This window comes from Paenibacillus selenitireducens (assembly GCF_002021565.1).
GTDB lineage: Bacteria > Bacillota > Bacilli > Paenibacillales > Paenibacillaceae > Paenibacillus_K > Paenibacillus_K selenitireducens.
Genome location: NZ_MSZX01000005.1, coordinates 1 through 25,943, shown reverse-complemented (window position 1 = coordinate 25,943; position 25,943 = coordinate 1). Strand labels below are relative to the sequence as shown.

Sequence of the window (25,943 nt, the reverse complement as noted above, 5' to 3'; positions counted from 1 at the left end):
GTCACCCATTTCCTATCCCGGTATAGTTCAATCCCCATGATTCCAGCTGCGAACGATCCAGTACATTGCGACCATCAAATAAATAAGGAAGCTTCAACAGATGACTCCATGCCTTCCAATCGCCCTTAACATAATCTGACCATTCCGTACACAGAATGACCGCATGCACGCTTAGAAGCGTTTCTTCTATGGTGTCATACTGCTTAATAGCATGTGTCTTCAATCCATCAGGCAGCTTAGCAACGGGATCATGAACCTTCAGGAATGAACCACATCCTAGCAGCTCCTTTATGATCGCAAGTGCAGGCGCCTCTCTCATATCATCTGTCCCAGGCTTAAATGACAATCCGAGAATCGCAATTCGCTTGCCTCTTAGGATCCCTAACTTACTTCTGATACGCTTGATAAAATATTGACATTGCGTGTTATTTACCTCTACAACACTACGTATTAGATTTAGGTCAATCCCATAATCTTGCGCCGTGTGGAGCAATGACAACACATCCTTCGGAAAGCATGATCCGCCATAACCAATGCCCGCCCTCAGAAACGATCTGCCTATTCGAGGATCTAGTCCCATACCCTGCGCTACCGTACTGATCGACACATCGACTTGATCACATAATCTTGCTAATTCGTTCATATAAGATATCTTCGTTGCAAGAAAAGCGTTCGATGCATACTTGATCATTTCTGCCGTAGTTGGATTCGTCATCACAAGAGGACTAGCTATAGATTTATACAGCATACTCACCTGTTGAGCTGCAGTCTCAGAATCACTACCTATCACAATTCGATCCGGATGGAAGCAATCATGCACCGCGCTTCCTTCCCTTAAGAACTCAGGATTCGATACGACGTCAAAAGGTAAATGTACCTGCTGAGCATCTGTTATCCATTGGCAGACCTTTTTGTGGGTTCCTATAGGAACCGTACTCTTCATCACAATTAGCTTATAAGATTCCATATCATCCCCGATCATCTCTGCTACTTTTTGAACATAGGTGAGGTTTGTGCTTCCATCTGCTTGCGAAGGTGTACCTACACATATAAAAATGACATGATGCCCGCGAATCGCTTGGGCTGAATCTGTTGTGAAGGAGAGGTTTCCTAGCTGAACATGTTTATCCAATAAGGTGTCTAAGCCTGGTTCAAAAAAAGGCAGATTCCCCTCCTTCAGTGCTTGAATCTTATGAATGTCCGTGTCAAAGCCTGTAACCTTCCAACCTAACTCTGCAAATAAAAGGGCTGTAGTTGTCCCTACATACCCTACGCCTACAACTAATATATTCACGTTCCTCCCCCCCTAAATCGGTGGCACAGCATGATGAATACTGATAATAGAACCCTTCAATGTGCAATCACGAAGGTTTACGCCCTCCAGGATGATGCTATCTTCAATCTTACAGTTCTCCAACGTAACTCGAGGACCGATCACAACATATGGACCTATAACACAATTCAGTAATTTACTGCTTGGGTCAATTAGGACTGGCGATTGAATAATGCTCCCAACATACGAATCGTACGTCGTCGTTGTCTTCTCCGCAGGCATGGTCTGAAGCATCCAACGATTCGCCTCCAACCAACGCCCTGGCGTTCCTACATCTGTATGTGGATGGGTTGCAATATCGTAAGAAATGGAATATCCGTGTTGAATAAGATACTGAATCGCATCTGTAATCTCATATTCCCCTCTGCGAGAAGGAGAAATCGCATGAACTGCCTTAAAGATCTGTGCTGTGAAGGCATAGGCCCCCACAATAGCCAAATTTGACTTCGGCTGTAGCGGCTTCTCTTCTAAGCCAATGATTCGCTGTTCCTCAATCTCAGCAATGCCGTATTCTTGCGGGTTCTCTACTTTTCCTAAAAGTAAGGCGCCATCATAGTGACCCACGAGAATCGAATCCTTCAACTCGGCTAACGATTGGGAGATCAGATTATCTCCTAACAGGAGAATAAATGAATCGGATCCGATAAATGATTCGGATTGCTTCACTGCATCAGCTATACCTAGCGGGTTCTCTTGGAAAAGATACGTGATCCGAACACCCCAATTTACACCGTTACCTACATGCTCTTTGAACATCATCTTCTGTGCGGGTTGAATCACGATACCAATTTCGGTAATCCCTAGGGATATTAATTTCTCCAAACTATAGAAGATAAGAGGCTTGTTGGCTACGGGCAGTAATACTTTGGAGGTTAGATATGAGAAAGGTTGTAGTCTGGTACCTCTTCCTGCACACACAATTAGTCCTTTCATATTTTCCGCTCCTTTGTCTGTTGGTTTCTTCGGTATTCATTAAAATATGTTTTCACTATAGAAATAGGAAGGGCAGTTATGAGTTGATAGGAAAATATACGTATGTACAAATTTCCTCGAACGTATTTCATTCCAAATTTCATTCCAATACCCAAACAAATGAAAAAACATGACATATAATAGATTGAACCGATAGGATCGCGAGCTTCAAAGCCATGAAGACTGACCTATCAGCAATCAATAAACCACAAAATTCTAAGAATTCATTTGGTAGTCGATGAACTAGAATGGAGGGACCTCATTGGATCAATATCAGGTTGTACCTTGGGATCATTTAGTCGATGTCATATCAACCGGAACGGTTCTGGAACAGTATGTTCCACCAGAATTAGAGGCGTTAGCCTATCAAGTCATGATGAATTACGATATGACTGTATCAAGCATGGTTCTTATTACTTCGAAGCCAGATAAGGGCGGAGCGATCTGGCGTATTGATACAAATAAAGGACCGCGTAGTATTAAGGTGCTCCACCGACTTCCTCAACGCAGTTTATTCAGCGTCGGTGCCCAGCAATATTTGGTTGAGAAAGGTGCACGTGTACCGGCACTCATCCCCACGAAGAACAACGAGTTGTATATTGAAGCAGGCGGAAAGCTGTGGATTGTGACAGATTGGATCGATACCCTGCAGCAAGCGTCTAAAATTGATCTTGAAGGAGCTTCTGCGCTCTGCCTTGGGCTTGGCGAGTTCCACCATCATACGAAGGGGTATCCATCGCCTCCCGGCGCAGCCAAGTCATCCCGTTTAATGGGATGGACAAAATATTATCAGAAGATCATCGCCAAGATCGGTTGGTTCCGTGATATTGCGGAGGCATACCGGGATACCACTGGAAGCGGGCCCTTGCTGCAGGCCGTAGACGAGTTCGAACGTCAGGCGAAGGATGCCCTTGAACGCTTGAATCAATCTAGTTATGCGAAGATGATGGCGATGGGAGACTCTTATTGGGGTCTTGCTCATCAAGATTATGGTTGGTCCAACGGTCAAATGGGACCCGGGGGAATCTGGGTTATCGATTTGGATGGCGTAGCCTATGATTTGCCATTTCGCGATCTGCGCAAGCTGATGACAAGTACGATGGATGACATGGGTACTTGGGATATTACCTGGATTCGCAGCATGATTGCAGCTTATCATCAGGGCAATCCGCTTGACCGTGAAATGTTCGAGATCTTATGGATCGATATGGCATTTCCTAATGAATTTTATAAGCATACGAAAGAGATCGTATTCGATCCAGTTAACTTCTTGAATCTGGAGTTTGAACCGATCCTGCAGCGCGTTCTTGCAACGGAAAGCACGAAGTGGCAGGTCCTGCAAGAACTCTGGAAGGATATGGACATGTATCCTGCTGGCAACTATATTGTAGAACCTGTTGCAATAGCGAAGGATCTCCCTATCCCGCCTGTTCCATCTAAGCTTTCTAAACCTAAAGCTGCTGACCCTGCACCTACACCTGCTCCTGCTCCTGCTCCTACTCCTGCACCTGCAATGACATTTAATCCCCCTGCAGCCGTTGAACGTAAAGTCGTTGAACCTGCTGCATCGGCGAAGGAGCTGCCTACCCCACCTGAATTCTCTAGAAAACCTAAACCTTATGCTCCTGTAAAGGATTTAACCGCCAATGCGCCTAAAAACGTTGACAAGAAAGTCCTCGAACCTGCTGCATCGGCGAAGGAGCTGCCTATCCAACCTGTTTACTCTAAAGAACCTAAACCTTATGTTCCTGTAAAGGATTTAACCGCCAGTGCTCCTAAAAACGTTGATAAGAAAGTCCTTGAACCTGCTGCATCGGCGAAGGAGCTGCCTACCCAACCTGTCTACGCTAAAAAACCTAAACCTTATGCTCCTGTTAAGGATTTAACCGCCAATGCTCCTAAAAACGTTGACAAGAAAGTCGTTGAACCTGTTGAACCGGCGAAGGAGCTGCCTACCAAGCCTGCCTACTCTAAAAAACAAAAACCTTATGCTCCTGTAAAGGATTTAACTGCCAATGCGCCTAAAAAGGTTAAAAATACAGCGCCTGAACCTGCTGCATCGGAAGAAACTTTCTCTAATTCACCTGAATATTCTCAGCAAGCGATCCATCATGTATACCAAGAGTACAATCGTTCAGAACGTGTACCACACTACTTTCGAAGATGGTAGCGCAGCGTCCATGGATTCATACAATAGCTACTTGTAGAACGTTATTACGAAGAGAGCACCATGGGTTAGCTTTCCATCCTATCACCGTCATACATCTATGCACTCCATTTGGAGTATTGAAAGGAGGATTAATTCCGTGAATGTTCTTCTGATATGCACGGAGAAGCTCCCTGTTCCCAATATTAGAGGCGGTGCCATTCAAACCTATATCGGCGGAGTCACCCAGCAATTGAGCCAACATCACCAAGTCACCATTATTGGAAGATCAGATCCAACGCTTCTATCCGATGAATCCGTCAACAAGGTTCGCTATGTTCGTGTCCCTTCTGACGGGATGTTTGAGTTATATCTCGAAGGCGTAATCAACTTCATTTCCCAAAGTGGACAAAAATATGACCTCATTCACATTTTTAATCGTCCACGTATGGTTCTGCCTGTGAGAAGAGCTGCCGCAAATGCAAGAATCATACTCAGTATGCACAATGATATGTTCAATCCCACCAAATTAAATACCGAGGAAGGCCGAGCTGTTATTGCTCATACGGAGACGATCGTAACGATCAGCAACTTTATTGGCAAAGAGATCGCACGTTATTATCCTGAGGCAGAGCCTAAGCTTCGCACCATCTATTCGGGCGTAGATTTGGATCGCTTCGCACCCTGGATGGAATCCAATATTGCACGGCAAAGCCGACAAGAACTCCGCAACCAATATCAGCTGCAATCCAAAAAGATCATTCTGTTCGTCGGACGTCTTTCTCGAAATAAAGGGCCTCATGTACTTGTGCGCGCAATGTCTCATCTCCGCCATCCGGATGCTTGTCTTGTCGTCGTAGGGGGAGCGTGGTATAGCGACGATCGAGTGAGTGATTATATAGGTTATGTACGTGCTTTGGCAGAGCGTTCCACTTTGCCTGTCATAACGACCGGCTATATTGATGCCCAAGACATCCACCGCTGGTTCTGTGCAGCTGATGTATTCGTATGCACCTCCATCTGGGATGAGCCGTTGGCCCGTGTTCATTATGAGGCTATGGCCGCTGGCTTACCTTTTATCACGACCGCTAGAGGAGGAAACCCTGAGATTATTATCAATGACAACGGCATGTTAATTACGAATCCAGAAGATCCATTGGAATACGCTGAGAAGCTGAACAATATGCTGAACAATATGGAAAATTCCCGCAAGATGGGCCTAAGAGGCAGACGCTTAACGGAACAGCGATTCCATTGGGACCGGGTTGCGCAAGAAATTTTGGCTGTATGGGGAACACGTTGATCTCCTTAGACCAATCTAGTATATGGATGTCCTCGAAACTTCCACCAATGAACTTCATACAACTACCCAATCATATTGGAGAACATATCATAGAATAGAATGAAACCTCATAGAGTTTCGACCTTCTAACCGAGAGGAGGTGAGCTATGGATTGCTGAAGTTGGCCAAAGTGAAAGCTGAGCTGTATAGCAGTGGTATCGATGTAATTGATGAAATTGAAGTGGAATATGAAAACGGACAGACCTCAACGTATAAATCTGATGATCTTTTTCTAGCCGATCCTGCCATAGATAAGGAAGAGTCTCTGTCCAATTGGTTGGCCAATATTCATTGGAATACAGCAGAAGAATTAAAAGTAGAACTTTTTGATAGCACCACGTTTGCAATTGATCTGAATCACTTACAAGACAATACTAATAATGCCAAACAGAGAGGAAATGTGATTGAAATGAGTACATTTGAAACAGTAAAAGCAGGTTTATATGGGTACGGTTTAGATACAATTGATGAAATTGAAGTAGAGTACGAAGATGGACAGAGCGTAAAGTATGTACTTGATGATGCTCTTGAAGCCGATCCTGAAGCGAGTGTAGAAGATTCCATCTTAGGATGGTTGCATCAAGTTGACTGGGATAACGTTGTAGAGGTATCCGTAGAAACGCATGATGACGACAAGTATAAGATTGACCTTGGCCTAGAAGATGGCGAAGAAGATTCAGAAGACGAAGAAGATTCGGAAGACGAAGACGACGATGATGACTATGATGCTGACGAGAATGAAGAAGATGAAGTAGAAGAGGAAGAAGAAGGGCAGTAAACACTGGATTGATCGGGTTGAGCCGCTGGGATTCCACTGGAATCCTGCGGCTTTTTCATCTACCCACTGTGATTCTTCACTTGCAAGAAACAGCACCACATTCGCAATGTCATGAGGCACTCCTAGACGTCCAAAGGCGGACTACTCGCATCGTTCACGACGGGAAAAATACATAAAAGAACCCCATATTGACATGCAATACGGGGTTCTTAGCGTAATTGAATTATTTTTTCGTTGCCTGATACACATAGGTCTGATTACCGTTCGTTGGTTGTTTGCCATCTTCAAAATCAGCGGAGATTCGAATATCCGTAAATCCGATGCGCTCGAGAATATACTTGAATTCTTCTACCCCGTACCAACGTAATGCAAACCTCTGCAATTCCGTTTGAATCAATGTGCCATTGCGCCACTTCTCATATTTTAAGTGATTCACTTGATATTGATGAAAGAATAAATCGGCTTCAACACATTTGCTTTCCAGTGTAATCATATCCCCATTGGGAAGGTGATACGTACCCGTTCCACTCCATTTACCTAGATCTGAGCTATTGATTTGATTCTCGGGCAAGAATAGATCAAGAATAAGCTGACCACCTGGTTCCAAATGCTCATACAAGCGATTTAGAACTTTCAAGGATTTTTCTCGTTGTTCAATCAACAGAAATGATCCTCCAGGAATGATAATAGCCTCATACTTGTTCGGCAAGGAAAGCTCCGTCAAATCAGCTTGATATAAATGGGTCTGCAGACCACGTGCTTCACAACGCTTACGACAGGAAGCCAGCATCTCAGGAGAATAGTCTACTCCCTCTACAATGAGACCCGCTTCAAGTAACGGAATGATAACTCGTCCAGAACCAACCATGGCTTCTAGAATGGGTCCCTTACAGTTTTTTAATTTGTTGAGATAATATTCTACATCTCCGCCAATGGATTGACCGATTTGCTTGCTTAGGTCATAAACCTCCGTACATAATTCACCGTAATTACTGAAAGACATATACTTTTCCCTCCGTGGTTTTCGAATTTCGACGGAAAGGGAATAGGCTAGTTGTTATCCCTTCCGTACCTCACAAATAACTGCGCCACCAACGAATGATCTGACTCTCACGATAATCACTCACTTTCTAATAGAATACTTTCATCCTACATCAGGAGGGAAATTTAGGCAATACGGAAAAGCATGTGAAATCCATGTCATATCCAGTAAATCAATCGCATCTATTTACATACCTTCATTTGATTTCTTAAAATAGCCGACCCCAACTTTCCAGATTTCGAATTTGAAAGCCGAACTTCGATAACGCTGTTTGCTAAATCTGCCGTAATATCGTCGATTCTTCCTGCAAACCCCTCATACTTGTCATAATCCCCGTAACTGCGGGGCTCAGACAGATGACTTGCAAGCATGTTGATGCTGGTGCGCGGGAAGCTCGGTGTTAGTTTCACTTTATAGACCAGTGCAACGCCTTTTTGATTATGTTCACTTGAATCGACAGGTTCCAGGATTACACTACACGGCATGTCAGGGATTGCTCTTGCATTTGCTCTCTCAGGGCCTACCAAGCATGTCATCACAATCATGAGCAGGATGATAAGCTGCTTCATACGTATTCCTCCATCATTTTTTGTGGTTAGTTTTCCCTGAATCGAAAATAATTACTTCATGCTGTTCCGTTCCACAACATGACTCCAAATCGTAAGCATTAATCCTAACAGCGTGACCAAAGCCGCTACCCAAGGCAGAGACTTCAGTCCTAATGGACTTTCCAGCACGACCCCGCCGAGCCATGCTCCCCCTGCTCCCCCAAGATTAAATGCACCAATGTTGAGCGCGGATGCTAAGTTAGGCGCCGATTGCGCTTTGTCCAGCACTCGCATCTGGAATCCTGGGACCGTGCCAAACGCGAAGAATCCCCAGACGAAAATCGTAATCACCGTAGCGATTTTGTTGTGACTTGTGAACGTGAATATGGCCATAACCAGCATGAGCATCATTAACATCCCAATCAATGAAGGCATGAGCTTCCAATCGGACAGTTTGCCGCCCACGATATTTCCAACCGTTAACCCTGCACCGAATAATAGCAGCAAGATCGTCACAGTGCTCTCACGAAATCCTGTTATATCCGTTAGAAGAGGGGTGATATAAGTGAAGATGACAAAGACCCCGCCAAAGCCTAAGACCGTCATTAAAAGCGTACGCAATACCTCAGGGTTCCGAAGTACGCTAATTTCTTTCATAAAACTAGGCGTTTCTTGGTTCTGTAACCGTGGCACGAAGATGGCCAGCGTGATCATCGAAAAAATCCCCAACACCGCAACAACCCAAAAAGCGGTGCGCCATCCGTAGCTTTGCCCAATAAGCGTCCCCATCGGAACCCCCATGATATTGGCTAACGTTACACCTATGAACATCATGGCAATCGCACTGGCTCGTTTCTCTGGACTTACTAATCTTGCTGCCACGATCGATCCGATGCCAAAAACAGTACCATGTGTAAATGCAGATAAAATCCGTGCGATCATCAAAACATAATACTCATTTGCTATTGCGCTCATGATGTTGGCTGCTACGAATAATGCCATCAAAGCTAAGAGCAACCCTTTCCTTGGTAAGCGTACCGTCATGACGGTTAAGATCGGCCCCCCAAATGCCACACCCAGTGCATAGCCTGACACAAGCAATCCCGCTTGACGTATGGATACTTCGAGATCACTTGCAACTTGAGGCAGGAGTCCCATGATGACAAACTCCGTCGTGCCGATCGCGAACGCACTGATCATTAACATGTAGATGGCAATTGGATAATGCGACTTGCTTTCTTTCCTTTTTATGGCTGTGTCCATTCTTTCTTTCTCCCTCTCCTTTGATTCTCATTGCACAATCGATTATGCTTGAGAGATAGAAAATTGAGAAGTACGCACAATATTCCGCGTTACTTACTTCAAAGTAAGTAATGTGAAAGGAGTAAGAGGATTGAGACCTGAAAAAAGTGATTATGCTGCTAATGTTACCCTTGGCATCATTGAGGGAAAATGGAAGCTCTTGCTTTTATGCCACATGCGTAATGGAACAAAACGGTTCTGCGATTTTACAAATTTAATACCGGGCCTTACGCAGAAAGTTTTGACGTATCAACTGAGAGATTTAGAAAATCATGGTTTGGTGAAACGAACCATTTACCCGGAGATCCCACCGAAAGTAGAATATTCCTTAACCGAGTATGGAGAAAGTCTGATCCCTTTGATGGACTGCATGAATCTCTGGGGAGAAGAACATCTCAAGCTCAGATCAAATGTGGAACGAATCTGCTAAAGTGCTCCTCACAACACACCAAAACGCCACCTCTTCATAATAGAAAAGGATGGCGTTTTGTTTTTGTACAGCAGACTATTTTCCTGTTTTAATAAATTCGATATCCTTAGCTCCAGGCTCCAACAATAGCTTTATAGACACTAGAACAATGCGACCATTGGAGTCGGTATGAAATGAAGCTGGCGTCTTAACCCCAAAAGGCTTAAAATCCAGTTCAAATTTATGATTAGATACACGGCTTAGCGGCAACTGAAATGAATTAAACTCCACTTGAAGATTTCCATCTATCAGATCAATCGACAATGGTCCATAACCCGGGTGCTCATATAACCCAACATAATCTTCAAGTGTATGCGTAGTTGAGGCCTTAGCCTCCCCTGTTACCTGATCTGCAGTATCATTATCTTTATCGTCTGTACTTTCCGCTGCCTTCCATTGCTTCATCTCATCAAATCTCCGTTGACTCCAATCGATCTCATCGAGCCCCAACATCCGATCCATGATATTGTACGTTAGTAACATCGGAAGCGGACTATTATAGGCATTAGACAATATCACGATCCCCAAGTTCTCATAAGGTAAAAAGGACACCTCGGCTGAAAAACCATCAATGTTACCCCCATGATGAATCATGTGATGACCACGATAGGGTTCAATTCCCCATCCAAGGCCATAGCAGCATACAGGACGTTCTTTATTGCCAGATGAACCGCATGTCATATGTGGCGCATGCATGGTTGCTAAGTTTTCTTCAGATATAATCTGTTGACCCTGATGCACACCTTTATTAAGATGAAGCATGACCCATTTTGCCATATCTTTAATATTAGAATTAATAGAGCCCGCTGGTCCTATCGTATCGATATTTCGGAAGGGAATTCTTTGCACCTGATCCCCCTGATCCATATAAGGCAATGCATAATCAGCTCCAAGCTGAGACGTTTCTACGGATAAATTGCTCGAATTCATTTGTAAAGGATTGAAAATCTTGTCCTGAACAACTTGTTCCCAAGAAGTATTCGATCGTTGCCCTACGAAATATCCTGCTGCCATATACATAATGTTCTGATATTGCCAAGTTGATCGAAAATCCTGATTGGGTTCTAAATATTGGAGACGCTCGATCATTTCTTCCCTTGTGAGCGGAGAATTGTACCACATGAGTTCATGTCTTGGCAGTCCGGAACGATGACATAACATATCACGAATCGTGATCCGTTCCGTAGCGAACGCATCGTGCATTTTAAAATTCGGCAAATACGTACGAACGGGTGTATCCCATTCCAGTTTCCCTTCATCGACGAGAATTCCGGCCGACATGGCTGTAAAAGCTTTGGTAGACGAACCAATGGCAAATAGCGTTTCCGGGGTAACTCGAAGCCCTTCTTCAACATCCCGATAACCAAAACCCTCCGCCATAATAACTTCTTGATCCTTGATAACCACAACGGCAAGTCCAGGTACTTTCCATACATTCATCTGCTGTTCAATAAATGAATGAATATTTTGCAGTGATTTCATAGCATCTCCCATGGGTAAGCTCCTTTATGATAGAATCTTTAACTGCGTTTGCTAATCTCATTGAGAACTTGTTTGACTCCTGCAGGCGCTCTAAGCATGCCGAATAATTTCAGCTTATCAAATGTCTCTCGGGCTAATTCGGGTGTCACATCGTTAGCGATCAGTAAAGCGCCAACCAACCTGATATCGAGCTGTTTCCCTTCTCTCTTCCGAGCTTCCAGTTCTGCCGCATCAAACTCCAGCACACCCATGACAAAAAACTTATCCGAAGTATATTGCTTCACTTCAGACGCATGATTCTGCAGTTGGTTCCGGATCGCGATTCTAATAAAATCCGTGCGATTGGTATAGAATCCTTGATCCACAAGTAAATCAATTTGACCAAGATCAACAGGTCCTAGGTTAATCGTTATTTTCTCAGTATCAGCCAATGAACATCCCTCCAACATCCGTATGGATGGTATTATCGCATATATTAGATAAATATTCCACATCATCATGATTGATTAAATTTCTGCCCATGGATAAAAAAGTTTCCTTAGGTAAACATTAATGTCTGAAGGAAGCTTTTTATAGAGCATCCTTACTACACCGTCAGGAGGATCGTATGTTATACGTGTATAGTTTTGCTCTCCTATTCGGAGGCTTGTCGGTTATCAATCTGATTTTTTCCTATCAAAGCAAGCACATCGATCCGCATTTTTGGATCACATTAAAGTTTCAACTCCAAATGCTCCCTCTTTTTTTAATCGCAAATATGTCAATCGGGTATGGGGTCTTGTTTGGCTATAAATCAGCCGCGAATTTAAGTTTTGCTCTGATCGCGGGGAAGTGTTTGGAGATCTTGATTTCCTTGCTAATGGGCTATCTCTTCCTGAAAGAAATCCCCAACTGGAAAACGTGGATCGGTATCGGAGTTATTATTATTGGGGTTATCCTTGTCAAACAAAAATAAAAGGCAAGCGAGTTCGTAGAATCACAACGGCATAAGAATTGACGGCAAAATTAATCAGTACTAATATATAAGAATTAATGACCATTCTTGAATTATAAAGGTAGGACAATCAATGACTAAGAATTACGAAAATTCAGCACCTATAACGAGCAGCAACCGAGAAAACTTGCAAGCCGACTGCGAGAATTGCTTCGGATTATGTTGTGTAGCGCTGCCCTTCGCAGCTTCTGTAGATTTCGCGATGGACAAAAACGCCGGTCAACCCTGCAATAATTTACAATCGGACTTCCGATGCGGGGTTCATACAAGCCTGAGACAGCGAGGATTCCGAGGTTGCACCGTATACGACTGCTTCGGCGCGGGGCAAAAGGTTTCTCAAGTGACCTATGGTGGACGTGACTGGCGGCAAGCCCCGGAATCGGCAAAGGAAATGTATGCCGTGTTCCCCACCATGTGGCAGCTTCATGAATTACTCTGGTATCTGAATGAAGCAATGACATTACAAGCAGCCCGTCCGATTCATAGTGAACTCTGCTTGGCGCTGGAAGAGACAGAACGCCTCACGGATCTCAGTCCAGACGCTCTTCTAGAACTGGATGTGTCAGCATACCGTGCAAAAATTAACGTTCTTCTCCTTCGGACCAGTGAACTTGTACGAGCCGATATTGAAAGCCATACGAAAAATTCCCGTACGGGTCGCAAGAAAACCTACGGCCGAGGCGCAGACCTGATGGGTGCTAAGCTCAAAGGTGCCGATCTCCGAGGCGCTAACCTCAGAGGGGCATACCTGATTGCAGCAGATTTGCGGAATGCAGACCTACGAGGGGCAGATCTCATTGGAGCGGATCTCCGAGATACGAATCTTAGCGGTGCCAATCTTAGTGAGAGTATCTTTCTCTCTCAAGCCCAAATCAACGCGGCAAAAGGCGACACCCATACCCAATTGCCCTCGTCATTAACTCCTCCTCCCCACTGGACGACCATCGGAGCATAAAAAAAGCGTGACGGTCATTGGACGCCTAAAAGGCACTCGATGACCGTCACGCGGACTGTTTCGATCTATTCAAACCATAAGCTCTGCACTAAACTACTTCTTTTCCATAATGGCAAAGTAATTGTTTTCATGATCAGCAAAGTTAAATACCCGACCTGAAGGCATATTCACCAATTCTCCGACAGTGATGTTTTTATCCGAAAAATCTTTATACAATGCATCGAGATTATCCGAGAAAAACAAAATCGAAGGTGTATTCAAATTTAACTCAGGCTGCATTTTAGCAATGAGTTCCTTGTTATGTAGCACGATGCTCGTTGCTGCTTCTTTGGTCGGAGCAATCTCGATCCATCTCATTCCTTGGCCATTATCTTCTTCAGAAATGACGCTAAACCCTGCTTTTTCTGTCCAAAATCGCACAGCCTCGTCTTGGTTATTAACATAAAGCATAATTTGACCGATTTTATTGATCATGTGCTTCTCTCCCTTTCTGCTCGTGCAGTTCTTATTCCTATTATTTTCTTTTCGGCAACCCTTATACTTCGAAGTTGAAGTTCATAGCATTACTCCATAATTATACCGAATAAACGGTTATTCAACAATTTTTTGCTACATAAAATTGAATTTCTCAACATCAAGGATTCGATTCATCATGTGCCCCTAAAGGAGTAGGTTCCCTAGACAAAAGTCCAGTTCTTATTCAAACCTAAGCCCGTTACCAAATCTTTCTAACCACTGTACGATGAATATACAAACGGATCCATGTGATATAAAATGACGATCTGTTTAGCATATGCAGAAGAAAGGAAGATAAACGTTTGAACAACCACATGAAGTTAGCTATGATTCTCCTGGCCGCTGCCAGTATCGGACTCGTCGGCTGTACGAAAGAATCCTCCGTCACTCGTGCACCAAGCTCATCCCAACATAACTCATCTATACAGACGAACATTGTAAATTTAGAAACATCGGACATCAGAAATGTCTCGAATGCAGTAAAAGAGGATATTTCTCAAATAGATGTAAGTAACATTCATTCCCTAAAAATTCAGAGTAACGCTGCTACAGTTACGATCATAGGCGGCAAACAAATCAATCAAGCGGAATGGGAACTATCGAAAGGCAATTCAAAGGGAATGGATACCAAAGTTACCACGTCGATTAAAGATGGAACCTTACAGATTAATCTTCAACAGAAAAAAAAGAGGATCATAAATACGGGGCCCTTGCCATCATTAACGATACGTCTTCCTTATAAAGACTTCAAATCCCTTGAAATAGATAATGAATTTGGCAACATATCCGTTGAATCAGAATTGTCGGTCCAACACTTAGATGTGAGCAGCAGTGCTGGCAACATATCCGTAACCAATGTAATTGGCATGGAAAGCAGTAACATATCCACTGACCTTGGTAACGTCGTATTCGCTCTACCTGATCCTTCAGCACCTATATATGTAAATCTATCAACACAACTAGGAAACATCGATAATCAGGTTCCTCTTGATAAAGAAACAAAAACCACAATGGTTGTTTCCAATGAACTTCATGGATATGTGGGCGAGGTTCAATCCGAGAGTGCAACGCTCAACATTTCCACACAAGTGGGCGATATTCTGTTCAAGAATTAAGGACGAAGGTTTACATAAACATTCATACTAGGTTACGGAGATAATATTATGAAAAAAGCAAGAAAAGGAGAAAACAGCATAAGCGAACTGAAGCAAGTCGAAATTAATGGCACCGGTCATGAATTGATGATACGCGCTCAGGACAAGGCCAATCCCAGTGTCATTTTTGTACATGGGGGACCCGGCGTTCCGGAAATACCGTATGTAACCAAATACCAAGAGGAGTTAGAAAAGCATTTTACGGTTGTACATTACGACCAAAGAGACGCGGGGAAATCTTATCACTTTGGAGAAGATTATTCCAGCCTTTCGACAGATCTATTAGTGAAAGACTTATTGGCTTTGACAGATTACATATCCGATCGTTTTGATAAAAAGAAGGTTATTTTGATTGGGCATTCTTTTGGAACCTATATTGCTATGCAGGCAGCGTATCAGGCTCCTGAAAAATATGAAGCCTATATTGGAATTGGTCAGATGGCTGATATCGTAGAGAGTGAAATAGATGGTTTGAATTTCACACTGGAGCAAGCAAAACTAAGCGGTAATACAGCCGACGTCGAGCAGTTGCAATCGATAGCGGATACATTTGCATAATACTAATAATTCCTCGTCAGGATGATTCGTAAGTCTTGCTATTTTTTCTTTCATACCGAATGAGAGAGCAACATTTCAAACATCACCTTGTGATATAACTAAACATGAATTACAAACAAGGAGATGAAGGCATGAGTAAGTTGAAAGGTAAAATCGCTGTGGTAACCGGTGCAAGCCGGGGAATTGGTCGTGGCATTGCATTACGTCTGGCACAGGAGGGCGCAGTCGTCGCAGTACACTATGGAAAAAGACAAAATGAAGCAGAGGAAGTGGTTCATAAGATTGAGCAAAATGGAGGTACCGCATTCACGATCGGCGCTGACTTAAGTACCCTTGACGGCATTCATGATTTATATGCAACATTGGATGAATCCCTTCGGGAACGTACCGGCGATCATCGGTTTGATATTCTTGTGAATAACGCTGGAATCGGTCAAATTGTAACCATAGAAGAGACAACAGAGGAATCTTTTGACGAAGTCATGAACATTAATGTCAAAGCCCCGCTGTTTATTACCAAGCAAGCTTTGCCGCGTCTAAAAGATGGAGGTCGCATTATCAATATTTCATCGTTTGTTACACGCGTGGCCTCCCCTAGTGTTTTCGCCTACAGTATGTCGAAGGGGGCAATCGACACACTTACGCGTGTTTTGGCTCAGCAACTTGGGAGCCGTAATATTACGGTGAATGCCATCCAACCTGGCATTATTAATACAGAGATGAATGCCGGGACATTGCAAGATCCCAATGGACAGAAATTTGCCGCTGGTCTTTCAACCTTCAAAAGGTGGGGGGAGCCTGAAGATGTGGCGAATATTGCTGCTTTTCTCGCCTCATCAGACAGCCGTTGGGTAACCGGCCAATTGATTGATGCAAGTGGCGGATCCCATCTGTAAATGAACGGGTTTGGAAACCTAGCTGAAAAGCTAGGCTTCCAAACCCTTCATTTATTTCACTATGGTGCCCCGTCCTTCAGTAACAAGGTTGCTGGTTTGTGCCAGCAGCCTCGTCCTAGTTGCTCATTGAGCTCATGTTATTTGAACTTTTTTATAAAATTTTTTTGGTCCTTTGTAAACATATAGTCACGTCGTTCATAAAACCTGTGAGCATGTGTTCGACTTGGGTGGGATAATAGTTTAATCCCAGAAAACCCATTGTTTCTTCCCCACAGTTCAAGACGCTCAATCAACATGCTACCTACACCTTGATTTCTATACTTATCTTTAACAACAAATCCGAGTACGTTAACTAAAGAGTCAGAAAAAAGTAATTCATATGGACTGCCATGTATATATCCGATTACCTCATTGTTTTCTTCACAAACAAAGACAATATCTTTTGTTTCCTTCGTAATGATTTCAATCTTCTCTTTTACTTTTTCTTCAGAAAATAGAGATAGATTTGGGTTAAAGTCTTGGTTTAACAAAAAAATATCATGATAATCCGTTACCCTGATTTCCCTAACATTTTTTTCTTTGATTTTAGATCGCCTCCTATTTCATCACAGACACCTTGAAATAATGGTAGACGCCTTTGCATATTTTGGCAAGGCACTACGTTTGCACTAGCAACGTAAACCTAAACCCGAGTTATAGAGGCCATTCATAATATGCACCAAGTTTCTTCAAGTCTTTTCTCTAATTTTACATATTTTCTCCTTCGTACCATGGATTTAAATGAATTAATACTTCTTCTACATCATTATGGTGTTCCATGATTGTTTGCTTGATTTTCCGGGATACATCATGACCTTCCTGAACGCTTAATTCAGCCGGTATTCCAACGCGAACGTCAATCATTACGTATTGGCCGAACTCTCGTGCGCGAAGTCGGTCAATACGTTTTACTTCCTGAACAGAAAAAACAAGTTTTTCGTACTCCTTTAGCTTTTCCGGGGAGACAGTCTTTTCCATCAACACATCAACAGCTTCTTTGCCCATGTGATATGCAAGTTTTAATACAAAATATGCAACAATTACACCTGCCGCAGCATCTCCATATCTCAAGAAATCAATATCGTACTTGTCACCAATGATTGCTGCACCAATCCCAACAACTGCTGCAATTGAAGCATAAACATCAGCCAGATGGTCAAACGCTGTTGCCTCAAGGCTTTTGCTGTTTGTCTCTTTGCCAAGTTTCATGCAATAAATGTACAGCCACTGTTTCCAAATCAACGAAATGACTGCAGCAATTAACGCAACAAAACTTACTTCAGCCGCTGTATGAAAAAATGACTCAATCGAGTGATAAGCGATAAAGATCGCAGCAAGAGCCATAATAATTGCTACCATTGCGGAACCAATCAGCTCACTTTTACCATGTCCGTACGGATGGTCATCGTCGGCAGGCTTTTGAGCTACTTTCGCTGAACCTAAAGCAGCCATTGTTGCGATAACATCCCCTGCGTTATGAACACCGTCTGCTATTAATACCTGGCTATGGAATACAAAACCTACGATAAGCTTCATGCCAGTTAAAAGTAAATTACTTATTAAGCTTATCCAAATCGCAATAACATTTGATGCTACTTTTTGATGGTTCACAGTCATACCCCTTTTATTTCCCTTATCGTTATACATGAGAATGATCTTTACACGACAACGATAATAATCATAATTGATTGAGTATGTGTGGGTCTAGAGAAACAGTTTTGTGATAGTCCTTAAGTATAAGCAGGGGTAAACAATGTTGAGTTAGACCAAAAATCCCAACAAGTTCTTGGGATGGAATTTCCGCATAATTCTAGCTTCACAATATATGTCTATACAAAAAAAACTAACCGTAGTGGCGGTTAGTTAAAATTAAGCATTTTCGATTTTCGACAAGAATAAATAAAAGTATAGAACTAACGTTTCGCGATAATGGCTGTAATAGAAAGAGCGAATAAAACCAGCAAATTAAAGATGAAAAGCTGATTTATTGGAATGGTTGTATAACCCAAATATTTGTTAATTAACAAATACCCCGTTAAGGCAACGAAAGCGAATATGAAAATGATATTCATGTATTTCTGCATTAGAAATTTTACTCTCTCATCCACCTCGGGCGTCCCTTCTTTTTTTGCTTTCTTCTCCTCACCATTTCAGCCGTCCCAGAACCCATCATGATCGCAATAAAAAGTTCCCATTGAATAGTACGTTCAATGATAGAAATGATAACAAAAGCGATCAATAACCCAAGAAGTAAAAGCCAGAAACGAATGACTCCCTTTCGCTTGTTCACAAAGATTCCCCCTTATCATCGAGAGTAAATACATCTTCAACGCTTACGTTAAAATAACGTGCAATTTTAAGCGATAATTCTAAACTTGGATTATAGTGATTGTTCTCGATCGCAATTATTGTTTGCCTAGTTACCTGCAAGTCCTGAGCCAATTGAAGTTGAGTAATATTGTTTTTATTTCTTAGATCACGGATCTTATTGTGGACTATCCTATTCACCAACTTTTGAAGTAAAGATATCTTTACTTTCATTATAACTAAGTCACCTTTTTACGTAAAGATATCTTTACATGGTACAAAGGTAAAAAGGGTTGCAGCCCATTCCAAAGTAATTAAAGTTGAACAATAAGTATATAGAAAAGTACCCCATAGAGTAGACCTTTTTTAGGTGTCTACTCTATGGGGTACTTTTTAGATCAGGCTTGTCCTTTTTCATGCATACACTAATTCATCATTTTATGATAACTCTTTTCATCTACTACACGCCGAGCTGTAATATAACGATCTTTGTAGTACGTTTCCGTTAACTTGCTTATTCTTACTCCCTTACTGCTAGAGGAGTGAGCGAATTGATTGTCACCTATGTAAATTCCTGCATGGGAGATACCCGTACCTAAGGTATTAAAAAACACTAAATCTCCTGTTCGTAGGTTCTTTTTAGCTACCGGTGCCCCTACTTTAGCCTGTGACTGCGATGTGCGCGGTAGGTCATACACATTAAACTTTTTCATTACATACAAGATAAATCCAGTACAATCAAACCCTGCAACAGTAGTACCACCCCATAAATATGGTGTCCCCAGTACGTGATTCACTTCACTTTCTAGCTTAACCTCACTTGCAAATGTACTTGGTGCAGTGGCCGTGAATATAACTGCAGCTCCTAGTAAAGATAAGATGAGTTTCTTCAGAACCTTGTTCTCCCTTCAATGCCTACGGAGTTAGCTGAGGGTTCGGTTAAAGGTTCCCTATATTCTCTTGCATACAAGAATAATTCACCCGGGATGGTTCCCCCGTTTTCAAAACGAAATTCGGCAATTGGTTAATATTTTGTAACTACTTACACTTTAATATACCTAGAAATCGATGTCAACCTTTTCTCAAATTTAATATTTTTAATTTTAATCTAAATGTTTTCTACACTACTATGTAATATAATGCACTTTTTATGGCCTTTTATAAAGAAAATATCCTCTCAAAAGGCAAATCAATTCCTATTCGTGGGGTCTATCCTCTTTTTCTTTCCTGTCTAAACGAATACCGATATACACCAATAACAGAAACAAAAATGTAATAATTAACCTGAGAATATTATCCATAAGTTCTTGGTTAGAGCCACTGAGGGAATTATTCCCATGACAGTTAGGACAATATTTATAACTAAACTTATTACGATTGACCAGGCTTCCCATTCAATTAGCCATCGGGTTGAGGTAAATTGAAGAAGAACGGATCCACTCGACCAAAGGAAATGACGCATACATTGGCTCAAAATTGAAATAAAAAAAGTTATTCAAAACGAGAACTATAATGGTATATTATTACACGAAATGAATAATAAATTCGTACGATTAAGGAGGAAATTATGAAAACGTTTCGATTAAGGATGCCGAACTTGCTCATTGTAGGCTTATTGGTCATGCTTTTCGTTCCCCAGTTGGTCTATGCGGAAGAGCGGGCAGGCACTCAAGAAGCAGCTGATCCAACTTCCATTATCGGTAGCGTGAGTCCGGCAGACGGCGCAATGATAACCGAGAGCTTTACGCTCATCAGCTTTACACTTGGGATTCCAATAACAGATACGGGTTCGATCATTATCATGGTTGATGACCAACAACTTATAGAGCCGAATTATGTGCATGGTATGGTGTTTTCGTATTGTTCTAATTTGCAAAACGGTACCCATTCCTTAAGCATTCGTGTCTTAGACCATGATAAGAAATTATTGCAGGAATACAACGGAAGCTTCAACGTGAGGCTTTCAGTATGGGAAAATAGCGTCTTGGAAGCAGCGAATATCGAAGCGGATTCACTCCGTTTATCATGGACGCCTGCCAAAGAGAGCTTGGGTTACAGAATATATGGAAATGGCATACTCATTGGAGCTGTGAACGGAAATATAACCTCATTCGATGCAACGAATCTGAGGCCAAATACCGCGTACTCCTTTAAAGTGGAGGCGAAGCGCTCTGACGGCAGTTGGACAACGGACGGCCCTACCGCTTCCGTGTCAACATTCCCACAGGATCGTATAAACCCGATTATCGAATCGGTGTTTCCCGCTGATGGCGATAGCTTAACGACGGCCTGGCCGAGGATCACGGCCAAAGTATATGATGAGGACTCAGGCATAAATCTAAGCATGAGTATGGTCGGGATCGACAATAGGATGGTGCCGTTCAGTTATGACGAAGCATCTGAGACGCTGACCGCGATCGCTCCCAGATTGCCAAGCGGTACGCATTCCCTTCTAATCTTTGCCACGGATAACGACGGTAATAAAACGCAGTACACCAGCAGCTTTTCCGTAAAATACGAGGCGGGAACGCCGTTCCTGGAACGGAGCAACAAAATTCGTGCAGCTCTTGACACAGGTGATCCGGCAGATGTAGAGGATGTGCGCAGGCTAAGTTCTGAATTTGCCGAACTGGACGAGATAACCGACCAATCCTTGATTGATCCGATCTGGAACAAAATCAAACTCAAGCTGCCTGCATCTGTTGACAAGGCTGAGTTGAAAAGGAAGCTGTTTCATATCATTGTGACGATTGGTTCGCTCCCATACGATCAACAGGAATCCGCGTTAAAAACCATCTTGTCTGATCCCGAATTTCTATGGACATTGAATACTCTAGCTGTGGCAGGTGGAGAAACAAACCTCACGATGGAGGATACTCTCTCATTCATTTTCGGGGATGGCAACAATCTCAGAGGGATCGAAGGCCATGTTCTATATTATCTCTCGGAATTGTCTCCCATCGAACTTTTTGGTCTTCTAGGCGATCATCAGAAAATGACGGACGTCCTGATGAAAGCAATAACGAATCAGCTTAGTCAAACAAGCTATTACAAAATCAGCTCGATTTTGAGAAATCTTAACGTCACTGCTCATGATGTTCAGTCGACTTTACTAAATTTCCAGCAAAGGCTGAAACATGACGGGCCGGCCGTTCATGCGTTGACAATTGCTTATATCCGCTTAATGGCCCAGGAGTCGGTTAAAGTTAGCAGCGATGGCCATCAGCACAATTATAGCTTGAAGGTATCCTCTATTGACATTCCGCCGCAAGCGCTAAAATGGAATAAGGTATCCGGAAGCTCCCATTTCAGTATCACGCCAGACGGCGTCGTCTCTATTCCTGAAGAGGCGTATACTGCAACCGCGGTTATTCAAGCGGCGCTCGTCAATCCCTATAGTGGAGTGAATAAAGTTATTTTCCAGAAAGAAGTGACTATCATCCCTGACAAAGACCAAAGCGTAATTTTCCAGAGCATAATGAATGCTTTCGAAAGCAAGCTGGGTGAAGCACACAGCAAGCTTAAGGACGCGACAACGCACGAAGAGCAAACGTTGCTGCTACTAGACTTGGTGAATGCAGGGAAACAGGCAATCAAGCAGATCAAACCGTTAAATCTATCCCAAGCAGTTATAACGGAGGGTATTGACACGATCACAAGCGGGATTGTACAAGCGGCCAGTAGTTTGCTGGTCTTCTAAGCTGCAGCTGCCTGCCGATTCGTCTATAACAGTGCCTTGTCGATAGATCGTTCGGTACATTTTCAATTCCTGAATTACATTTAACTACCTCCTTATTTAGTCACCGAACAGACCTCCGTAGAAATAAAAAAGGGGCACAACACGATGTTGTGCCCCCTTCTTAATTTAGAGGAAAGTAAATAGTTAGATAATAACCTGATTGTACTGTCATTTAGTTGAGCAAACAATTTGGTTGAATTCACAACTGCTGCCCTCCGCTAAATATCCAGATAGGATATCCGTTTCACATTCAACTTCACCGTTTGTTTGTAGGGATTCCCAGCTCCTTATAGGCCAGAAGAATGGCACCGACTACGGGCTGCAATTGCGTTTCAACCACGCGATATTGCTTAATTGGATTTGCCATGAGCAATTCTGTCAGCTTACCGCTCATATAGGGGCTGCAGATGACACTGCCGATTAACGCGACCTCAACGTTGCGTTGAGCAAAGTTGGAGCCGACAAGCTCAATACCCAATCGGAGCTGCTCTGCAGCGCGGTTGCATACACGTCTTGCAACACTGCTGCCCTGTTCTGCGGCCCTCGTGACTTGTGGAGCGAACTGCCCGAACAATTGATTGCGCTTCATCGTATCGGGATGGAAGCCCTGTCGAGCAAGCTCCTGCAACTGCTCCAAGCTACTCACTTGCAAATATTGCAGCACTATACGCGTATTGATGATAATCTGAGTTTCTGATCCGCCTGCCATATTCATTGATGCCCATGATCATGGTGCCCGTTCCCGCGATCGCAATAATACCTGGCCTATTCTGAAGCGCTCCGGCGTGAGCAATATCCGAGTCATTCAAGTGCAGCTTTGGACAATGGAGTCCCGGCAAGTCGGTAAAAGGTATAATCCATGCATCATCAGCTTCTGATTCGTAGCCTGCAATTCCAGCAACAAGCATGGCCACATCAGTTGCAACTCGCCCTGCCTTCGCAAGTGCATCCTCAATAGCAGCTTTCACATGATCAGACGCGTTCTCGTCCTTATATTTGGAAGCACAGCCACCCTCCGCATAAGCAAGCTCGTTACTTCAACAAAAGAAAAAGGAGCCTCTATAAAGCAAGCTCCTCCCACTATAGTATTACACTAGTGTGTCCCGTTAGCTAATCTTGATCTGTTCTTGAATAATAAAGTAAGTACGCAAATGATAAATATTATTCCACCAAGGCTTAAAAGAATGCTCCCTTTCCATCTCAATTCTTCTATAAAATTTTGAAGAATTATATTGTATTGGTCAGTCCCCATACTCCCCTTCTCACGTTACTAAATTGCATTTTTTCAATAAATAACCCTCCCCTAGTTAAAGGCGAACTCTTCGAAAACGTGCCGAGGCAAGACAGCAAAATGGGACTGTGTGCAGCGGAATAAGGCGATCGCTTTCCAGTTAATGACTTGATCTGTATAGTCATATATAATTAGTTTGATAGTCAATAATAATGGAGGAGGAGTATCCTTGGATTCTACCTTGCAAATGTTAAAAGCCCTAACCGACGCCAACGGCGTACCAGGTCACGAAGACGAAGTGCGCGACGTTATGCGGGAGCACATTGCCCCTTACGCTGACGAAGTGACGGTTGATCATCTCGGCAGCTTGATCGCCAAAAAAACGGGCACGGCCCCGGACGGCCCTAAAATTATGGTAGCCGGACATTTGGATGAAATCGGTTTCATGGTGACGCGGATCGACGACAAAGGCTTCCTATACTTCCAACCGCTCGGCGGCTGGTGGGAGCAAGTGATGCAAGCCCAGCGGGTGACCGTCATGACACGCAAGGGGAACATTCCCGGTGTGATCGGTTCGAAACCGCCGCATATTTTATCGCCGGAAGCACGCAAAAATCCAGTTGACAAAAAAGAGATGTTCATTGATATCGGCGCGGAAAGCAAAGCGCAAGCTACGGAGTTCGGCGTTCGCCCGGGCGACTCCATCGTACCGGTTTGCGAATTTACCGTGATGAAAAATGAAAAACTGCTGATGGCCAAAGCATGGGATAACCGCATCGGCTGTGCCATCGCGATCGATGTACTGAAGCAATTGAAAGACGGTGAGCATCCGAATACCGTTTATGGTGTCGGCACCGTTCAAGAGGAAGTCGGCTTACGCGGAGCGAAAACGGCCACAAATATCATTCAACCAGATATCGGTTTCTCGGTAGACGTAGCGACCGCCGGCGATACGCCAGGTGTGAGCGAGAAGGATGCCTTGGGCAAACTGGGCAAAGGGCCGCAAATTCTCATTTTTGACGGATCGATGATCTCGCATCGCCGACTACGCAACTTCGTAACCGACACAGCGGATGAGCTCGGCATTCCTTATCAATTCGACTATACCGCGGGAGGCGGCACCGATGCAGGCGCCATTCACGTGACAGCTGGCGGCGTACCGTCGCTTGCGATTTGTATTCCAACGCGATATATTCACTCGCATGCGGCGATTCTCCACCGCGAAGATTTCGAAAATGCCGTGAAGCTGATCACCGAAGTAATCAAACGATTGGATAAAAACAAAGTGAAGGAACTTACATTCGGCCAAGGGTAAAGAGCGACTGCACGCCGTCTTCACTATTTGGTGCCACGTGCGATCGAACAATTGAACTATCGTACTCCTTCGTATTATGAGGTCAGCCAGTTCTTGGTTGACCACTTTTATTTTTGTGGTGTATTTGTCAGTAGGCGAGGCAGATCGATCGTTCCCTTGGGTATATAACCCGTCGATTTATGAGAGGGAGAGTATTTTCATGAATCCAGTGATCGGTCTGGAATTCAGTTCCTAGAGGAAAAGGGGGACGTATTCCTGGTCCTTAAGTTCTTGTCGACGTACAATTTTCAACTATCCTGCCCGTAAAACGGCAGCTGAATAAGGCTGCCGTTACTCTGTCTTTTATTGATCTATCGTGTCCCGTTAGTTCAATCAACTTTCAATTTTTGGACTCTTTGGGTTCTCTAAATGATCCAAAAATTCCTGTAATAAGCCCAATTAACCCAAAAGTAAATCCATATCCAGAAGAACCTTCAAATGCCAATAAAACAATCACTCCGAACAGTATAATATGTACACCTAATAGTTGAACTTGAAGAGCACTTGGATTGATAAAGTCCAAAAATACAAATGCATAAAAGGCTGCAATAACTATTAGTGTTAGAGTGATTAAACACACAAATCCAAAACTATCCATCTCGGCCTCCTCTAAATTTCAATCATTTGCTTTCAACCACACCATTTCCCTCAGCAATATTCTTAAGTATATTCGCTTAAATTAACTTTTTTCGTACATATTGTATTTTTGAAATACCCTTAACCTCTACCACGTAATCCTGCCCGTTAGCGCAACGCGGCTHGCTNDGRYANAGTATHNATSSGYAS

General features: G+C 43.2%; 26 protein-coding genes, 1 pseudogene and 1 riboswitch. Of the genes and pseudogenes, 11 read left to right on the top strand and 16 right to left on the bottom strand.

The window, feature by feature from the left end:
- Position 1: 1 nt before the first annotated feature.
- The gene (locus BVG16_RS13170) at positions 2–1,294 is read right to left on the bottom strand and encodes a UDP-glucose dehydrogenase family protein (protein WP_078499145.1); all 1,293 of its coding nucleotides are present in this window, start codon (positions 1,292–1,294) and stop codon (positions 2–4) included.
- A 12-nt stretch (positions 1,295–1,306) separates the two neighbouring features.
- Entirely contained in the window at positions 1,307–2,266 is a 960-nt protein-coding gene (locus BVG16_RS13165; RefSeq protein ID WP_078499144.1) for a sugar phosphate nucleotidyltransferase, read from the bottom strand.
- A 301-nt stretch (positions 2,267–2,567) separates the two neighbouring features.
- Here BVG16_RS13165 and BVG16_RS13160 point away from each other — a divergent pair, with 301 nt between their 5' ends.
- The 3 genes from BVG16_RS13160 to BVG16_RS32800 all read left to right on the top strand — a co-directional run bounded on the left by BVG16_RS13160 (position 2,568) and on the right by BVG16_RS32800 (position 6,571).
- Positions 2,568–4,475 (top strand): CotS family spore coat protein, encoded by a 1,908-nt coding sequence (locus BVG16_RS13160; RefSeq protein ID WP_078499143.1) that lies wholly within the window; start codon positions 2,568–2,570, stop codon positions 4,473–4,475.
- Between the two features lie 136 nt (positions 4,476–4,611).
- Complete coding sequence (locus BVG16_RS13155) at positions 4,612–5,754, top strand: glycosyltransferase family 4 protein (protein ID WP_078499142.1); 1,143 nt, start codon at positions 4,612–4,614, stop codon at positions 5,752–5,754.
- A 151-nt stretch (positions 5,755–5,905) separates the two neighbouring features.
- Positions 5,906–6,571: a hypothetical protein gene (locus BVG16_RS32800; RefSeq protein WP_078499141.1), complete on the top strand. Its 666-nt coding sequence runs from the start codon at positions 5,906–5,908 to the stop codon at positions 6,569–6,571.
- Between the two features lie 223 nt (positions 6,572–6,794).
- Here the strand turns inward: BVG16_RS32800 and BVG16_RS13145 are convergent, their stop codons facing one another.
- The 3 genes from BVG16_RS13145 to BVG16_RS13135 form a co-directional block, all read right to left on the bottom strand.
- The gene (locus tag BVG16_RS13145; RefSeq protein WP_078499140.1) at positions 6,795–7,574 is read right to left on the bottom strand and encodes a class I SAM-dependent methyltransferase; all 780 of its coding nucleotides are present in this window, start codon (positions 7,572–7,574) and stop codon (positions 6,795–6,797) included.
- Positions 7,575–7,795: 221 nt separating this feature from the next.
- Entirely contained in the window at positions 7,796–8,182 is a 387-nt protein-coding gene (locus tag BVG16_RS13140; RefSeq protein WP_078499139.1) for a hypothetical protein, read from the bottom strand.
- A 51-nt stretch (positions 8,183–8,233) separates the two neighbouring features.
- The gene (locus BVG16_RS13135; RefSeq protein ID WP_078499138.1) at positions 8,234–9,424 is read right to left on the bottom strand and encodes an MFS transporter; all 1,191 of its coding nucleotides are present in this window, start codon (positions 9,422–9,424) and stop codon (positions 8,234–8,236) included.
- A gap of 130 nt (positions 9,425–9,554) precedes the next feature.
- Between BVG16_RS13135 and BVG16_RS13130 the strand changes: the two genes are divergently transcribed.
- The gene (locus BVG16_RS13130) at positions 9,555–9,893 is read left to right on the top strand and encodes a winged helix-turn-helix transcriptional regulator (protein ID WP_233147028.1); all 339 of its coding nucleotides are present in this window, start codon (positions 9,555–9,557) and stop codon (positions 9,891–9,893) included.
- 75 nt (positions 9,894–9,968) lie between these two features.
- Here BVG16_RS13130 and BVG16_RS13125 read toward each other — a convergent pair whose 3' ends face one another.
- Together BVG16_RS13125 and BVG16_RS13120 are read right to left on the bottom strand one after the other, a co-directional pair.
- Complete coding sequence (locus BVG16_RS13125) at positions 9,969–11,426, bottom strand: serine hydrolase (RefSeq protein WP_078499136.1); 1,458 nt, start codon at positions 11,424–11,426, stop codon at positions 9,969–9,971.
- A gap of 26 nt (positions 11,427–11,452) precedes the next feature.
- Positions 11,453–11,845, bottom strand: coding sequence for a CopG family transcriptional regulator (locus tag BVG16_RS13120; protein ID WP_198957460.1), 393 nt, complete (start codon positions 11,843–11,845; stop codon positions 11,453–11,455).
- 176 nt (positions 11,846–12,021) lie between these two features.
- Between BVG16_RS13120 and BVG16_RS13115 the strand changes: the two genes are divergently transcribed.
- The gene (locus tag BVG16_RS13115; protein ID WP_078499135.1) at positions 12,022–12,369 is read left to right on the top strand and encodes an EamA family transporter; all 348 of its coding nucleotides are present in this window, start codon (positions 12,022–12,024) and stop codon (positions 12,367–12,369) included.
- A gap of 112 nt (positions 12,370–12,481) precedes the next feature.
- Positions 12,482–13,363 (top strand): pentapeptide repeat-containing protein, encoded by an 882-nt coding sequence (locus BVG16_RS13110; protein WP_078499134.1) that lies wholly within the window; start codon positions 12,482–12,484, stop codon positions 13,361–13,363.
- A 93-nt stretch (positions 13,364–13,456) separates the two neighbouring features.
- Here the strand turns inward: BVG16_RS13110 and BVG16_RS13105 are convergent, their stop codons facing one another.
- Positions 13,457–13,837, bottom strand: coding sequence for a VOC family protein (locus BVG16_RS13105; RefSeq protein WP_078499133.1), 381 nt, complete (start codon positions 13,835–13,837; stop codon positions 13,457–13,459).
- A 344-nt stretch (positions 13,838–14,181) separates the two neighbouring features.
- Between BVG16_RS13105 and BVG16_RS13100 the strand changes: the two genes are divergently transcribed.
- The 3 genes and pseudogenes from BVG16_RS13100 to BVG16_RS13090 all read left to right on the top strand — a co-directional run bounded on the left by BVG16_RS13100 (position 14,182) and on the right by BVG16_RS13090 (position 16,487).
- A complete protein-coding gene (locus tag BVG16_RS13100; protein ID WP_078499132.1) occupies positions 14,182–14,994 on the top strand; it encodes a DUF4097 family beta strand repeat-containing protein in 813 nt (270 codons plus the stop codon).
- A gap of 63 nt (positions 14,995–15,057) precedes the next feature.
- A pseudogene (locus BVG16_RS13095) lies at positions 15,058–15,579 on the top strand (alpha/beta fold hydrolase); the annotation flags it as partial.
- 143 nt (positions 15,580–15,722) lie between these two features.
- Positions 15,723–16,487, top strand: coding sequence for an SDR family oxidoreductase (locus BVG16_RS13090; protein ID WP_078499131.1), 765 nt, complete (start codon positions 15,723–15,725; stop codon positions 16,485–16,487).
- A gap of 137 nt (positions 16,488–16,624) precedes the next feature.
- Here BVG16_RS13090 and BVG16_RS13085 read toward each other — a convergent pair whose 3' ends face one another.
- The 5 genes from BVG16_RS13085 to BVG16_RS13065 form a co-directional block, all read right to left on the bottom strand.
- Positions 16,625–17,071 (bottom strand): GNAT family N-acetyltransferase, encoded by a 447-nt coding sequence (locus BVG16_RS13085; protein ID WP_078499130.1) that lies wholly within the window; start codon positions 17,069–17,071, stop codon positions 16,625–16,627.
- Positions 17,072–17,234: 163 nt separating this feature from the next.
- A complete protein-coding gene (locus tag BVG16_RS13080) occupies positions 17,235–18,137 on the bottom strand; it encodes a cation diffusion facilitator family transporter (RefSeq protein WP_408635334.1) in 903 nt (300 codons plus the stop codon).
- A 481-nt stretch (positions 18,138–18,618) separates the two neighbouring features.
- On the bottom strand, positions 18,619–18,816 hold the full coding sequence (locus BVG16_RS13075) for a hypothetical protein (RefSeq protein WP_078499128.1): 198 nt from the start codon (positions 18,814–18,816) through the stop codon (positions 18,619–18,621).
- Complete coding sequence (locus tag BVG16_RS13070; protein ID WP_078499127.1) at positions 18,813–19,067, bottom strand: helix-turn-helix transcriptional regulator; 255 nt, start codon at positions 19,065–19,067, stop codon at positions 18,813–18,815. The genes BVG16_RS13075 and BVG16_RS13070 overlap by 4 nt, the downstream gene beginning before the upstream one ends.
- 191 nt (positions 19,068–19,258) lie before the next feature.
- Complete coding sequence (locus tag BVG16_RS13065) at positions 19,259–19,726, bottom strand: C40 family peptidase (protein ID WP_078499126.1); 468 nt, start codon at positions 19,724–19,726, stop codon at positions 19,259–19,261.
- Between the two features lie 4 nt (positions 19,727–19,730).
- Positions 19,731–19,862: riboswitch (cyclic di-AMP (ydaO/yuaA leader) on the bottom strand.
- Positions 19,863–20,400: 538 nt separating this feature from the next.
- On the opposite strand from BVG16_RS13065, the gene BVG16_RS13060 reads away from it, so the two are divergent.
- The gene (locus BVG16_RS13060) at positions 20,401–22,533 is read left to right on the top strand and encodes a fibronectin type III domain-containing protein (RefSeq protein WP_078499125.1); all 2,133 of its coding nucleotides are present in this window, start codon (positions 20,401–20,403) and stop codon (positions 22,531–22,533) included.
- Between the two features lie 295 nt (positions 22,534–22,828).
- Here the strand turns inward: BVG16_RS13060 and BVG16_RS13055 are convergent, their stop codons facing one another.
- Both BVG16_RS13055 and BVG16_RS32435 read right to left on the bottom strand, forming a co-directional pair.
- Positions 22,829–23,281 carry a BadF/BadG/BcrA/BcrD ATPase family protein gene (locus BVG16_RS13055; protein ID WP_158081690.1) on the bottom strand — a complete coding sequence of 151 codons (453 nt, stop codon included), beginning with the start codon at positions 23,279–23,281 and terminating at the stop codon, positions 22,829–22,831.
- Positions 23,211–23,540, bottom strand: a complete 330-nt coding sequence (locus BVG16_RS32435; protein ID WP_144027383.1) for a hypothetical protein — start codon at positions 23,538–23,540, stop codon at positions 23,211–23,213. Before BVG16_RS32435 ends, BVG16_RS13055 begins: the two co-directional genes overlap by 71 nt.
- 510 nt (positions 23,541–24,050) lie before the next feature.
- Between BVG16_RS32435 and BVG16_RS13050 the strand changes: the two genes are divergently transcribed.
- Positions 24,051–25,118, top strand: coding sequence for a M42 family metallopeptidase (locus tag BVG16_RS13050; RefSeq protein ID WP_078499580.1), 1,068 nt, complete (start codon positions 24,051–24,053; stop codon positions 25,116–25,118).
- A gap of 379 nt (positions 25,119–25,497) precedes the next feature.
- Here the strand turns inward: BVG16_RS13050 and BVG16_RS13045 are convergent, their stop codons facing one another.
- Positions 25,498–25,755, bottom strand: coding sequence for a hypothetical protein (locus BVG16_RS13045; RefSeq protein WP_078499123.1), 258 nt, complete (start codon positions 25,753–25,755; stop codon positions 25,498–25,500).
- Positions 25,756–25,943: the final 188 nt, after the last annotated feature.